The sequence below is a fragment of the Prevotella sp. lc2012 genome (assembly GCF_900107065.1).
In the GTDB taxonomy this organism is placed as follows: Bacteria; Bacteroidota; Bacteroidia; order Bacteroidales; family Bacteroidaceae; genus Prevotella.
The window spans coordinates 298736-312602 of sequence record NZ_FNUF01000003.1; the positions used below are offsets into that span (position 1 = coordinate 298736).

At 49.8% G+C, this 13867-nt stretch carries 14 protein-coding genes; 6 read left to right on the forward strand and 8 right to left on the reverse strand.

Annotated features, from left to right (window positions below):
• Positions 1-2: 2 nt before the first annotated feature.
• The 7 genes from BLU99_RS07890 to BLU99_RS07920 all read right to left on the reverse strand — a co-directional run bounded on the left by BLU99_RS07890 (position 3) and on the right by BLU99_RS07920 (position 5721).
• Positions 3-1781, reverse strand: a complete 1779-nt coding sequence (locus tag BLU99_RS07890) for an oxaloacetate decarboxylase (protein WP_091900873.1) — start codon at positions 1779-1781, stop codon at positions 3-5.
• A gap of 150 nt (positions 1782-1931) precedes the next feature.
• Positions 1932-2387 carry a preQ(1) synthase gene (gene queF / locus BLU99_RS07895; RefSeq protein WP_091900875.1) on the reverse strand — a complete coding sequence of 152 codons (456 nt, stop codon included), beginning with the start codon at positions 2385-2387 and terminating at the stop codon, positions 1932-1934.
• 1 nt (position 2388) lies between these two features.
• Positions 2389-3108 carry a queuosine precursor transporter gene (locus BLU99_RS07900; protein WP_091900877.1) on the reverse strand — a complete coding sequence of 240 codons (720 nt, stop codon included), beginning with the start codon at positions 3106-3108 and terminating at the stop codon, positions 2389-2391.
• 48 nt (positions 3109-3156) lie between these two features.
• A complete protein-coding gene (locus BLU99_RS07905; protein ID WP_091900879.1) occupies positions 3157-4140 on the reverse strand; it encodes a calcium/sodium antiporter in 984 nt (327 codons plus the stop codon).
• A 3-nt stretch (positions 4141-4143) separates the two neighbouring features.
• On the reverse strand, positions 4144-4524 hold the full coding sequence (locus BLU99_RS07910) for an RNA-binding S4 domain-containing protein (protein WP_091900881.1): 381 nt from the start codon (positions 4522-4524) through the stop codon (positions 4144-4146).
• Positions 4505-5092, reverse strand: a complete 588-nt coding sequence (pth, locus tag BLU99_RS07915) for an aminoacyl-tRNA hydrolase (protein WP_091900884.1) — start codon at positions 5090-5092, stop codon at positions 4505-4507. The genes BLU99_RS07910 and pth overlap by 20 nt, the downstream gene beginning before the upstream one ends.
• A 26-nt stretch (positions 5093-5118) precedes the next feature.
• Entirely contained in the window at positions 5119-5721 is a 603-nt protein-coding gene (locus tag BLU99_RS07920; protein ID WP_091900886.1) for a 50S ribosomal protein L25/general stress protein Ctc, read from the reverse strand.
• Between the two features lie 253 nt (positions 5722-5974).
• Here BLU99_RS07920 and nusB point away from each other — a divergent pair, with 253 nt between their 5' ends.
• Genes nusB through BLU99_RS07945 form a run of 5 tightly spaced genes read left to right on the forward strand, consistent with a single transcriptional unit; the run spans position 5975 to position 9440 of the window.
• Positions 5975-7087: a transcription antitermination factor NusB gene (gene nusB, locus BLU99_RS07925; protein ID WP_091900888.1), complete on the forward strand. Its 1113-nt coding sequence runs from the start codon at positions 5975-5977 to the stop codon at positions 7085-7087.
• Positions 7088-7098: 11 nt separating this feature from the next.
• Positions 7099-7416: a preprotein translocase subunit YajC gene (gene yajC, locus BLU99_RS07930; RefSeq protein WP_091900890.1), complete on the forward strand. Its 318-nt coding sequence runs from the start codon at positions 7099-7101 to the stop codon at positions 7414-7416.
• Between the two features lie 12 nt (positions 7417-7428).
• Positions 7429-8412 carry a CdaR family protein gene (locus tag BLU99_RS07935; RefSeq protein ID WP_091900892.1) on the forward strand — a complete coding sequence of 328 codons (984 nt, stop codon included), beginning with the start codon at positions 7429-7431 and terminating at the stop codon, positions 8410-8412.
• Positions 8409-8981 carry a dephospho-CoA kinase gene (coaE, locus tag BLU99_RS07940; protein ID WP_091900893.1) on the forward strand — a complete coding sequence of 191 codons (573 nt, stop codon included), beginning with the start codon at positions 8409-8411 and terminating at the stop codon, positions 8979-8981. The genes BLU99_RS07935 and coaE overlap by 4 nt, the downstream gene beginning before the upstream one ends.
• A 21-nt stretch (positions 8982-9002) precedes the next feature.
• Positions 9003-9440: a DUF5606 family protein gene (locus tag BLU99_RS07945; RefSeq protein WP_091900894.1), complete on the forward strand. Its 438-nt coding sequence runs from the start codon at positions 9003-9005 to the stop codon at positions 9438-9440.
• A 64-nt stretch (positions 9441-9504) separates the two neighbouring features.
• Here BLU99_RS07945 and BLU99_RS07950 read toward each other — a convergent pair whose 3' ends face one another.
• The gene (locus tag BLU99_RS07950) at positions 9505-12471 is read right to left on the reverse strand and encodes a TonB-dependent receptor (protein ID WP_091900895.1); all 2967 of its coding nucleotides are present in this window, start codon (positions 12469-12471) and stop codon (positions 9505-9507) included.
• 152 nt (positions 12472-12623) lie between these two features.
• On the opposite strand from BLU99_RS07950, the gene aroB reads away from it, so the two are divergent.
• Positions 12624-13673: a 3-dehydroquinate synthase gene (gene aroB, locus BLU99_RS07955; protein ID WP_091900896.1), complete on the forward strand. Its 1050-nt coding sequence runs from the start codon at positions 12624-12626 to the stop codon at positions 13671-13673.
• Positions 13674-13867 lie beyond the last annotated feature (194 nt).

Genomic DNA, 13867 nt, shown 5'->3' on the forward strand with positions numbered 1-13867 from the left:
GATCACGCCTCACGCTCTATCCAAGCGATGGTGTCACCCTGACGGATATTCTGTCCGGGCTTCACACTGATGTCAACCAGCTTACCGCCAAGGGCTGCGGGAATCTCAACGATTTCACCCCATTTCGTCTGCAGGTAGCAGAAGGTATCTCCCTCCTTGTATTTCTGACCGATGAACGGCTCCACGCACGGTGCCATCACACCTTCACCACCGAAGCTCCAGAAGAGCTGTCCGGCCAGAGGCGACTTCACGGCATCGGCCTTGGCATGCTTCAGGGCATCGATCTCTTCCTTCGAGATCTTACCACCACCAAGCTTCGCATCCTTCGCCTTCTGCAGGTCGGCCAGGAACTGCTTCTTAGCCTGTCCGCTCTTGAAGGCACGATACTGTTCGGGGTGCATAGCCAACTCGAAGAGTTCCTCGTTGTCTTTGCCGTAGTCCCATCCGTTCTCGTCCATCTCCTTCTTGAAGTCGTCAAGGGCATTGCTGAGCAGAGTATGGGCATCGACATCGGTAAACTCGCGACCCTGCTTCTTAGCCAGTTCCACAAGCTCCGGATCGATGGTACCAGGAATCTTTCCGCTCTTACCGAGGATCATACCCCACATGGCATCGTCCATCATCACGAAACGCCCCTTGCCCTGTTCGATGGTGAGCAGGTTCATCAGCGCGATGTTCTTCACATACTGAGAGAACGGTGTCACCAATGGGGGATAACCCACGCGCGGCCAAACATATTCCACCTCGTTGAAGAGCTTCACGAGCATATCGTCCATCGTCAACTCGGCCTCACCCTTCTGCTGGCGCAGCTTGTTGATCATAGACTGGATGCCTCCCAGGTCGGCCATCATCGATCCCATCATACCACCGGGGAGTCCGCAGCCGAGCAGCAGGCTCGACATATGCTTGTTGGCAGGATTGATGAAGTAGCCAAGCCATTCGTCGATGAACTCCTGGGTCAGCGTACGGGCCTGCATATAGGCATTCATATTCAGATCAGCCACCTCGAAGCCTTCGTTCTTCAGCATCGACTGTACTGAGATGATATCCGGATGAACCTTACCCCAAGAGAGCGGCTCAATGGCGGTATCGATGATGTCGGCACCGTTATTGCACACCTCCAGGATACTAGCCATAGAAAGGCCAGGACCAGAATGACCATGATACTGGATGATGATATCGGGATGGTTGGTCTTGATAGCCTTCGTCAGTGCGCCCAGCATGGCAGGCTGACCGATACCGGCCATATCCTTCAGACAGATCTCCTCTGCGCCTGCGGCAATCACCTCATCGGCGATCCTGCTGTAGTACTCTACCGTATGTACAGGTGAAGTGGTGATGCAGAGCGTAGCCTGCGGTGTCATACCACCCTCCTTGGCCCACTTGATACTTGGGATAATGTTTCGGGTGTCGTTCAGACCACAGAAAATACGGGTGATATCCACGCCCTGTGCGTGCTTTACCTTGTACATCAAGGCACGTACATCATCGGGCACAGGATACATACGCAGTGCGTTCAGACCACGATCGAGCATGTGGGTCTTGATGCCCACCTCGTTGAATGGTTTACAGAATGTGCGCACGGCATCATTAGGATTCTCACCGGCCATCAGGTTCACCTGCTCGAAGGCACCACCATTAGTCTCAACGCGACTAAAGCAGCCCATATCAATGATTACCGGAGCGATGCGCTCCAACTGATCCTTACGTGGCTGGAACTTACCTGAAGACTGCCACATGTCCCGATATACGAGACTGAACTGTATTTTCTTCTTAGCCATAATTATACTGACAATAGTTTTTTGAGGTGCAAAAATAACAAATAAAATCGAATTGGGCGAATTTTAGTCATTTTTTTTTTCAAATATCGCTCTTTTTCAGGCACAGACAGAAAAACGGCCTCCCTTCTTTCGGGAGACCGTCTGTCTGTCTTAGCGAGCCTGATAGTTGAGCAGGCGCTGCTCTGCCATCTGTTCGTATTTTGTGCCTGGACGTCCGTAGTTGGCATAGGGATAGATGCTGATGCCACCACGGGGTGTGAAGAGTCCTATCACCTCTATATACTTCGGATCCATCAAGCGCACCAGATCTTTCATAATGATATTCACACAGTCTTCGTGGAAGTCGCCATGGTTCCTGAAACTGAACAGATAGAGCTTCAAGCTCTTCGACTCCACCATCCGCTCACCCGGGATATACATGATCTTGATTTCCGCGAAGTCGGGCTGTCCCGTGATAGGACAGAGCGAAGTGAACTCCGGACAGTTGAACTGAACCCAATAGTCGTTATCCGGATGCTTGTTGACAAAGGTCTCTAACACCTCTGGTGCATAGTCCATCCGATAGGTCGTATTCTTACCTAATGCCTGTAACTTGTCTTCTCTCATATCAGCTCTTGATCTTGAAAATATTGTAGTTGATATCCTTGTCGTACACATCCTCATGGTCGTGGGCCTTCGTGAACTTCACGACACGGATGGTCATAGGCAGAGCCACGATCTCATAAGAGGTCTTGAGCAACACCTGCGAGATGACCAGCGACGGCATCTCCTCCCAGGGAATCACCCACCCCAGAGCCAGAGGGAAGAAGATAAGGGAGTCGGTCAGCTCACCGAACACCGTACTTAAGATGGCACGGGCCGAGAAGTCTCTGATGAATCCATTCGAGTCGGCAGACCGTCTTTCCTTGGCCGACAGCTTCATCCGGCTCATCACATACGCATTGATAAACGAGCCTGCCAGGAAGGCGATAAACGATGCGGCCGCGATACGGGGTGCCAATCCGAAGATCTGATGGAACCCCTCCTGACCATCCCAATAGGAGGCACCGGGGATGGCATCGGCAATGGCTCCGAACAGCACAAACAGGAAGTTCATGGCGAACCCGAGCCAGATGAGCAGACGCGTACGACTATAGCCCCACACCTCGCATACGACATCGTTAATGATATAACTCACGGGGAACACAATCAGTCCCGCCGTCACATTCACCGGACCAAACGAGATTTGCTTGGTCTCTAACACGTTTGCCGTGATCAGGCAAACGCAGAACAGTATGCCGTAAGACATGAACAGCACACTGACCTTCTGATCATTCTTTTGTTTCATTATTCTTGTTTTGTTTAAGGGGGTTCTACAAGTACCCCTGTGTTTTTTTTACAACAGATAGAGCAGCCAAGCCATATAGGCAAGGAATCCCAATACCAGCAAGGCACCCTCACGGCGCGAGACGGCATACTTTGTATAAGCGAACAGCCAGAGGATGCCGACACTCACCAGCATCATCATCAGATCGACAATCGTGATACCCATGATGCGCATCGGGTGAACCACTGCCGTCGTTCCCAGAATCAGCAGGATATTAAACACGTTGGAGCCTATCACATTACCAATGGCAATAGACGAGCGTCCCTTGTAGGCTGCGACGACACTCGTGGCCAACTCAGGCAACGATGTACCGCCTGCCACGATGGTCAGACCGATAACACTCTGACGAACACCATAGCGATGAGCCACATACGAGGCCGCATCGACAAACAGGTTACTGCCGATAATCAGACAGGCAAGTCCCAATGCGATGAAGGCAAGATTCCGCCATAGTTTGGAATAGTCCTTGGGCAGTTCACTGTTCTCGTCCAGTTCCTCGGGAGTAGGCATCAGACCGTCGTTCTTCGCTGCCCGGAACGTATAAATCATGAAGACCAGGAAACCTGCCAGCAGGATGATTCCGTCGGAACGGCTGATATCGTTTCCCCACAGGTGAGGAGAGTCCATATCGTCAAAGCACAACGCAAACAGCATAAAAGAGGCCACCACAGCAAACGGGATATCCTTCTTGACTGTTGTCTTCGACACGACCATCGGAGCCACCAGCGCCGAACAGCCTACGATGAGCATGGTGTTGAATATGTTCGAACCGATCACATTACCCACAGCCAGATCGGACGTGCCTTTCAAGGCAGACACCAGACTGACAAAGAGTTCGGGTGCCGACGTACCGGCAGCCACGATCGTCAGACCAATCACGATCTCCGGCACACGCATACCACGGGCCAAGGATGAGGCTCCCTCCGTCAGACGGTCCGCACCCCAGAGCACAAGAGCCACACCAACAATAATGTACACAATATTCAGCAACATACCCTATTCCATTTCGTTGATAAACGCATCCATCGCACGACGGTCTTTCTTGGTTGGCCGTCCCGTGCCCCTTGCACGATCCACAAAACCACTGATACGATTCATCTCCAGTAGTTCGTACTGATCAGGGGGCGTCACATTCTCATAGATCTCAGGCAAGAGTTTTGCACCTACCCGCTGTTCTATCGTCTTCAGAATCTTAAAAGAGTAAGTCACCGGCGGCTTACGCACAGAGACTGTCTCACCAGCCTTCACCATATGCGAGGGCTTTACATTCACACCTCCAATTGTGACCCGACCGTTCTTACACGCATCGGCAGCAATAGAACGTGTCTTAAAGATCCGTGCGGCCCATAGCCACTTGTCAACTCTGGCCTCGTCCATGCTTTCCCAATTTATTAAACTGGTTCATGGTGATATCTATGCCTGCCAAGACAAAACTACGGATAATCTCCACGCCCAGATCGATGGCAGGCTGAAGCTCCTTGAGCTCATCCTCGCTATAACGCCCCAGAACCCAGTCGACCTGCATGCCACGGGGAAAATCGTTTCCGATACCCATACGAAGGCGCGCATAGTTCTGTCCGATTAACTGTTGGATATGTCCTAAGCCGTTATGACCACCGTTTGAGCCATTGCCCTTCAAACGGAACTCTCCCAACGGGAGCGCTACGTCATCACTGATGACCAGCAGACGGTTCTGTTCGATGTTTTCCTTATTCAGCCAGTACCTGACTGCATTCCCACTGAGGTTCATGAACGTAGAGGGCTTGAGCAGAAACACTTTACGCCCCTTGACCGACGTCTCGGCCACAAAACCGTACCGACGGTCTTCAAAATGAATATTGGATGCCTTCGCAAAAGCATCCAATACCATAAATCCCGTATTGTGGCGGGTCAGTTCGTATTCATCACCGACATTGCCCAGACCAACAATCAAGTATTTGTCCATTCCCTACAGTACTAAGGAATTCACACTTAACCAGCGTTCTCAGCTGCGGCAGCTGCAGAACGTGAAGCACGTGTAGCCTTCACAGAGCATACAACAACCTGTGCAGGAGTAGCAATCTCCAGACCCTCGAACGACAGGTCGGCAACCTTAATGGCCTTACCCAGGTTCAAGTTGGTCACGTCGATATTAAGTACCTCGGGGATCTGCTTGTAAGGAGCGGTAACGTTCAGCTTACGCTCAGCCAGATTCAGCTTACCACCGTCACGAACACCCTGTGCCAGACCATTGAGCTTAACAGGAATACCAATGGTGATGGGCTTCTCCTCGCTTACCTCATAGAAATCCACATGGAGCAGAGCATCGCTTGTGGGATGGAACTGAAGCTCCTTCATAACAGCCTTGTGGGCCTCACCGTCGATGGTCAGGTTCACAACATAGACATGAGGAGTGTAGACAGCCTTGCGGAGCTGGGATGCAGGGATAGCAAATGCCAGAGCCTCAGGCAGACCATTCTCGCCTTTCTTCTCACCATAGAGGTTACAGGGAACAAGACCCTCCTTACGCAACTCTTTCGTTGCCTTCTTACCGGTAGTGGCACGCTTCTGACCACTTACGCTAATTTCTTTCATAATTGTGTTACTCTAAATTAAGTTTAAAACTGTTTTGCTTAATTCGCCATCACACGAGCATATCGTAGTGCTTTGAGAAAAAGCGGTGCAAAGGTAGCACTTTTTTGCTTACCAACCAAATATTTGCCTAAAAAACAACATTTTTACTCTATTTTATGGTATCTTTCTTGCATGGTAGCGGAAAAATAACTATCTTTGCACTTAGATTCAATCATTTTAAAGGTAAAAAACTAAATAAAAAGCATCAAGTGAGATGATTAATAGGGAAATTATTAGAATTAAGATTGTTCAGTTAACCTATGCTTACTATCAAAACGGTAACAAGAACATCGACTCGGCTGAAAAGGAACTTTTCTTCAGTCTCTCAAAGGCATATGACCTTTACAACTATCTGCTAGCTTTGATTGTCGCTGTCACTAAAGAAGCCGGACGCAGGTTGGAGGTGGCACAGGCGCGCGCCAAGCGTGAAGGGACAAAAGAGCCGTCGCAGAAATTCGTATACAACCGATTCGCACTGCAGTTGAGTGAGATCAAAGCTCTTAACGACTTCATGAGTACTCAGAAGATGACGTGGGAAGACTCTGCCATGTTCTTGGGACAACTTTTCGAGCAGATTGAGTCTAGCGACATCTATCAGGAATATATGAACAGCGAGGAGGACAGCTACGAGGCCGACCGCGAGTTGTGGCGCAAGTTGTATCGTACCTTCATCCAAGACAACCAGGATCTGGATTCACTCCTGGAAGACCAGAGCCTGTACTGGAACGACGACAAGGAGATCGTCGACACCTTCGTCCTGAAGACCATCAAGCGCTTCAATGAGCAAAACGGTGCCAAGGAGGAACTCCTGCCGGAATGGGACAGCGAGGAAGAGAAGGAGTTCGCACGCAAACTATTCCGTTCGGCCATCCTCAACGCAGACGAATACCAGCACTACATGAGTGAAGCCTCTCGCAACTGGGACTTCTCCCGTCTCGCCTATATGGACGTGATCCTCATGCAGATTGCCATTGCTGAGATGATGACCCTTCCCAATATTCCCATCAGTGTCACCATCAACGAATATGTAGACATTGCCAAGTTGTATTCTACCTACAAGAGCGGCGGCTACATCAACGGTATGCTCGACAGCATCGCACGTAACCTGATTCGCACCGGTCGACTGATGAAACACATTGATCCGATCAAGAACCAGAAATACGGCAAGGAGAAGACGGTCAGCGCAAGGGCACCTCACAAGCAGGGCAAGCCCACCAAGACAAGACCCCGCATCAAGAAAGAAGAGCCAACGGGAGAGACGATCTCTGATGTCACAGACATTCAGGAGATCAAAAAAGAGATTGAAGAACTCAAAAACAATAAATAAAAACAAAAAACATGACAAGTATTGTATTAGCCGCACAGGCATCACAGGGAGGTGGTATGAGTTTTATCATCATGATGGTCGCTATCTTCGCTATCATGTGGTTTTTCATGATCAGACCTCAGCAGAAGAAACAGAAAGAGATCCAGAAGTTCCAGAACGAACTGGCAGAGGGTCAGCAGGTCATCACTGGCGGTGGCATCTATGGCACTGTCAAGAGCATCGACCTCGCCAAGAACACTGTTGAAGTGAAGATCGCACGTGATGTCGTCATCACGGTCGACAAGAGCTATGTCTTCAAAGACACAGCCAACACGCCTGTGCAGAAATAACACAAGCAAGGGATGAGAATCGGCAAGATATGGCGGTTCATCAGAGGTTTCCTGTTTAGTAACACCAACAGGGAATTTCTGGTATTCTGCTTCTTTCTCGCATTGTCGGGCGTCTTCTGGCTATCACAGACGCTGAGCGATACCTACGAGAAAGAGTTCGCCATTCCCGTGTCTGTCATCGGCATCCCCAAGAACGCCGTGCTTACCTCCGACGAGACTGACACCGTCAAGGTCACCATCCGTGATAAGGGTATCACACTCCTTACCTACCAATATAGTGACTTGTTCAAGAAGCTGAACTTCGACTTCAAGACGTTCTCTCACAACAACGGCAAAGGCAACGTGACCGCCTCAGACATCCAGAAGGTTGTATATAAACAACTGAACGCCAGTTCCAAAATCATCAGCATCAAACCTGAGAAGTTGGAATTCTATTACAACTATGGCAGTAAGAAAAGGGTACCTGTCAGATGGAGCGGACGTGTCATTCCTGAAGAGCTCTACTTCATCTCTGGAGTAGAGTATTCTCCTGACAGCATTACCATCTATGCGGCCAACGAGAAGCTCGACAGCATCAACATGGTATACACCGAGTCGTTGAACTATGCGAACTTCCGCGACACGCTTGTCGTGAACTGTCAGTTGGCTAAGATGAAAGGGGTCAAGATGGTGCCCGACCACATCAAGGTTAGTTTCCTGACCGATGTACTGACGGAAGAGCGTATCGAGGGTATTCCCGTCAAAGGCATCAATATGCCGGAGGGAAAGACCCTGCGTACTTTCCCAGCGAAAGTCGCAGTCAGCTTTGTTACAGGTGTAAGCGTCTATCGGAATCTTCGTCCAGAAGACTTCACCGTTGTCGCCGACTATCGTGATCTGACGAAACACCCTTCGGAGAAATGTCACATCTATCTGAAGAACGTGCCCAACGGCATCTCACGCGCTCATCTGGAGACGACACTTGTTGACTACCTCATCGAATCGCAGGAAGAATGAAGATCGGGATCGCCGGAGGGATCGGAAGTGGAAAAAGCTACGTATGTAGCCGTTTACAAGAGAGAGGCATCACTGTCTATGACTGCGATCGGGCTGCCAAGCATCTGATTCGCACATCACCAGATATCCGTCAGAGACTCTCAGCCCTCATCGGACCAGAGACCTACGGCACAGAAGGACAACTGAACAAGGCGGTCGTCGCCAAGTTCCTGTTAGCCTCCGAGGAGAATGCCAAAGCCATTGACAGCATCGTGCATCCTGCCGTATTTCAGGACTACTTAGCCAGTGGAATACAGTGGATGGAAAGCGCACTGATGTATGAGTCTGGCATAGCGCACCTCGTCGACCGCGTCGTAGTAGTCACAGCACCTAAGGAGGTCCGTATCCGACGTGTGATGAAACGCGACGGCATCTCACGACAGAAAGTGCTGGAGTGGATGGGAAGACAGATGTCACAGAAAGAGGTGCGCAGATTGGCCGACTACGAGATCATCAATGACGGAAAGGCAGACGTAGATGCACAACTGGACCATCTCCTGTCTGACCTTCAGATTCAAACAGATTATTAACAACAACTAATTAGAGAATACATGCAACAGACAATTTTAGCAATTTCCGGGAAGCCCGGTCTTTACAAACTCGTATCAAGAGGAAAGAACAACCTGATTGTCGAGGCGCTCGATGCGACACACCGTCGTCTGCCAGCCTTTGCCACCGACAGGATCACATCACTGGCCGACATTGCCATGTTCACTGAGACAGACGATGTTCCCTTGATGGACGTACTTGAGAACCTCAAGACACTCGAAGGCGGAAAGAAAGCCAGCATCAACGAGAAGAAAGCCTCTGGCGCTGAGTTGCAGGACTACTTCACGAAGGTTCTGCCGGAGTGGGATCGTGATCGCGTGCATAACAGCGATATCAAGAAGCTCATCACCTGGTATAATATCCTTGTGGAAAATGGTGTCACAGACTTCAAGGAAGAGATGTCACCCACAGAAGGCGACAACGTCGACGACAGGAAATAAAGAACAGAAACAGATTACAAAAAGAATCCCACCAATTGGTGGGATTCTTTGTTTATATTAGAAGTTAGAAGCGTCCTGGGCCACCGAAGCCGCCACCACGAGGACCGCCGCCACGAGGACCTGCACCGCCACGAGGACCTGCGCCAGGAGCACCGCCACGAGGACCGCCACCGAAGGGACCGCCAAAGCCACCACGGGCTCCTCTTCCGCCGAAGACATTCAGACGATAGATCACGTGCACCATGCCATAGCTGGTGATAGCATTATACTCCGTATCACTACGCTGCATCTCAGAGATCATACGACTCACGGTAGACTGCTGCTTCAAGATATCATAGAGCTGCAGCGAGATGGTCAGTGCATTTCCCTTAAGGAAGCTCTGTGAGATCTGTGCATTCCATATCAGCTCATTGGTGTTCATCGACTTGTCACTATAACCACGACGGCTCTGCATATTCATGTTGGTTGTGAGCGACGTACCCCAAGGAGCCGTCACGCCTACCATACCGCCATAAGAGAACATCCAAGTATCGAGGTTGTTGTTCGGCTGGAGCTTACTGCGAGAGTGGTTGTAGTTCAAAGAACCGTTCAGCTCCACCTCCAACCATTCGTTACGATAGCTACCTGCCAGACGCTCACCGATGCCCATCGTATTAGTAGAGCTCTTCTGAGAATCAGACTTCATATCGACACTGACGAATCCCACACGACGATTATAGCTCAGATTCGTGAAGGTGTTCATATTGAAGAAGCCGGCAGAGTCGATAGCCGTATTGAACATGAAGCCCATATTACCATTCCAGTTACCATTCACATTCACCGGTTGTGTGATCGTAGCACCTCTTAACTTGTCAAGCGTCGTCTTGTTGGCAATAGAATTGCTGGTTGTCGAGAAGTTCACGAAGGTCATCACGGCCCGCTGGTGCTTCTGGAAATAGTCATTATAGAAGAGGGTGAAGTTCTGGGTGAACGAGGGTTTCAGACCAGGGTTACCCTTTGTGACACGCAGATTGTCGCTGTCGTCCTCGATATCAAGCAGATCGCTCATCGACGGCTGCTGACTACGTCCACGATAGGTGAAGCGCAACTGACCCGTCATAGACTTCTTCCAACGGAAGTCAAGAGTCGGCGTGAAGTTGACCACCGTACGCGTCGTATCTGCATGAACGCCCTGATAGTCTTGCATGAAATGTGTCTTCTGAGGAATCACCTGGAAACCGATATTGAAATTATAGGCAGGACGAACGATGCGCAGCATCACCTCACCAGTATGAATATAGTTCTTATATTCCGACTTACGACTCAGTTTCACATCCTCATACATATCAAGAGGATTAACCAGACGACCCAGATATGCATCCCAGTTACGATAGGAAGGAGTAATACCGGAATAGTCGACACCAGTCAGACTATAGGTAGCACGGTCGCTCTTCGTAAAGCTGTACTGGTATGTATAGCTGAACTGCAAGTACACCTGACGCATGATAGGCTCACTGTAGGTCATTCTCGCACTATAGCCCCAGCGATCCTCTGGCGTCACACTATAGCGGTTAGTCTGTTTGATAGAGTCGCTCGTACCCAAATAGTTCATCAGTTGGAACATCTCCGTGAAGTCATTGCTCATCGACTTGCTCCTACCCTCGCTCCAGTTACCATTCAACTGCAAGGTGATGTTACGCCCCTTGTTATTCAGACGTCTGTTGAACTGCAACATACCACCGAGGTTCTTCGATTCATCATAGCTGATACCATCCTGCTCACTGAAGTTCTTCACGAAGCCATACTTCTGTACAAGTTCCTTCACCGATGCCAAAGGATCGTCAACATAGTCATAGGGGTTCTTGTCGAAAGTAGCTGTCGTGCTGGAGTTAGCGCCATCACTGACGTTATATCTGAAGTTCGGACGGAACAAGATGTTCGTCATTGAGTCGGGCTGCCACTCCAGACGCATCTGCGCATTCCAGCCGTCTGAGCGCGAATACTGGTTCCGTCGGCTGTTACCAAACTGAGACACTTTCTCGCCGAAGATATCTTCCGTAGAACTCTTGGAGAACACGTCACCATCACTGTGGTTCCAGCGCACACTACCATCCAACCTCAGCTTATTGGTCTTCTCGTAGTTGATATTGACACCTGTCATCTTCATGGCAGTCAGTCCCTGACGTCCCATGCCGAAACGTCCACCTCCTCCACCACCAGGGAAGCCCATATCGTTGGTGTTATTGGCATTGGTCATCATCATCAGGTTCAAGCCGTCACTCATCAAGCCACCGAAGATACGACCTGCATAACGATGCTCCGTACCAGCTCCCAGGTCGGCGTTCAACATGAATCCCTTGTTCATACCCGGTTTAACGCCGAAGTCGAGCACGGTCTCCTCCTCACCGTCCTCAATGCCTGATACACGAGCAAGGTCACTCTGTCTGTCGTAGGCCTTGATACGATCGATGATGTTAGTGGGCAGGTTCTTCAAGGCCGTCTTGGTGTCGCCCGTCATGAACTCTTTACCCTCCACGAGGATTTTCTTCACCTCCTTACCATTAATCTTAATAGAACCGTCGTCGCTGACCTCGGCACCAGGCAGTCGTCTCACCAGTTCCTCAACCACCGATCCCTCTGGAGTACGGAAGGCATTGGCATTATAGACAAAGGTATCGGCCTTCAGTGTCACCTTCGATGCATGAGCCGTCACTGTGGCACCCTTCAACATGATGGCATCCGGAGCCAGTGAGATAGTGCCGGCATGATAGTCCTTACCATCCTTGATGGATATCTTCTTCGTATAGGTCTTGAAGCCCACGAATGTTACTCTCAGCGTATATGTACCATCGCCAGGGGCTGTAATGGAAAAATAACCTTCTGTGTTGGTTAATGCATTGGATACTACTTTCTCACCACTCAACAGAGATGCGGTCGCCTGTATAACGGCTTCTTTTGTGTCTTGTTCAATAACCTTTCCCGTTACCTTGTGCTGGGCGAACAGCGTGACTGTCATCGACAGAAAGACAGTCAGAATCATTAGTTTTCTCATTCTATCTTTAGTTTTTTTTGAACTTTTGACGCAACCCGCAACGGAAAGTTTAATAAGCGAGTTGCATTTTTTTCTTAAATATGATGTAATTTATGAAAATTTATCGTATCTTTGTCGGCGAATCAATAAAGACAGACCCGAACCATTAAAAGATGACCCGACAAGAAGTCGTTATATCCGATCAGCTTGAACAAGCACTCACAACAGCCATGAAAAAATGTGAGTACGACCGTGTGTTTATTCTTGCAGACGAAACGACGGAAAGACTCTGTGTCCCCGCCATCGAGAAGGTCGACGGTCTGGGGAGTGCTTACCATATCGTGATCGGAGCTACCGATGCCTGTAAGACACTCAGTTCACTGACGCACGTGTGGGAGGAACTGGGCAAGGGCGGCGGCACACGTCACTCCTTATTAATAAATATAGGTGGAGGTATGGTGACGGATCTTGGAGGTTTTGCAGCCTCAACCTTCAAACGAGGTATCAGCTATATCAACATCCCTACCACGCTTCTTGCCATGGTTGATGCCTCTGTCGGCGGAAAGACAGGCATCAACTTCGGAGGACTGAAAAACGAGATCGGCGTATTCGGCAATGCGCATACCGTCATTCTCGACACTCAGTTCCTTCAGACACTCGACAGAGAGAATATCTGTTCCGGCTATGCAGAAATGCTTAAGCACGGTCTGATCTCTGGCGAACAGATGTGGGCAGAACTCATCACCTTCGATCTGGAGCAGCCAGATCTTGCAAAGCTCAGACAGATGGTGGCCGACAGCGTTGCTGTGAAGGAGCGCATCGTCGAGGAAGACCCCACAGAACAGGGCATCCGTAAGGCTCTGAACCTCGGCCACACCGCAGGTCATGCCTTTGAGTCTTTCGCCCTCAGGCATAAGCCTGTACTCCATGGCTACGCCGTTGCCTGGGGCCTGATATGCGAGCTCTACCTGAGTACTGTCAAGACAGGATTCCCTTCGGACAAGATGCGGCAGACGGTCAGCTTCATCAAAGAGCACTATGGTAAGATGACCATCACCTGCGACGACTACCCCGATCTCTTCGAGCTCATGACTCACGACAAGAAGAACACCTCGGGCATCATCAACTTCACGCTGCTTGGAGGTATCGGAGACATCCGCATCAACCAGACGGCCACAAAAGAAGAAATATTCGAGGCACTCGACTTCTACAGAGAGTGCTGACAACCCGATAAGTTACCAATCAACTTAATAATAGACCTAATCATATTACTAACTAATCGCAGATAGGGTTGCTCGTGAGAGTGACCCTATCTCACTTTATATCATGTAACCTTTTCTTTTGCAAAGTATCGTTTTTCTGCCTTCTGATACAGAGATGAGACAAAACCCACTATTTTTGAGCCCATTTTGAAAGT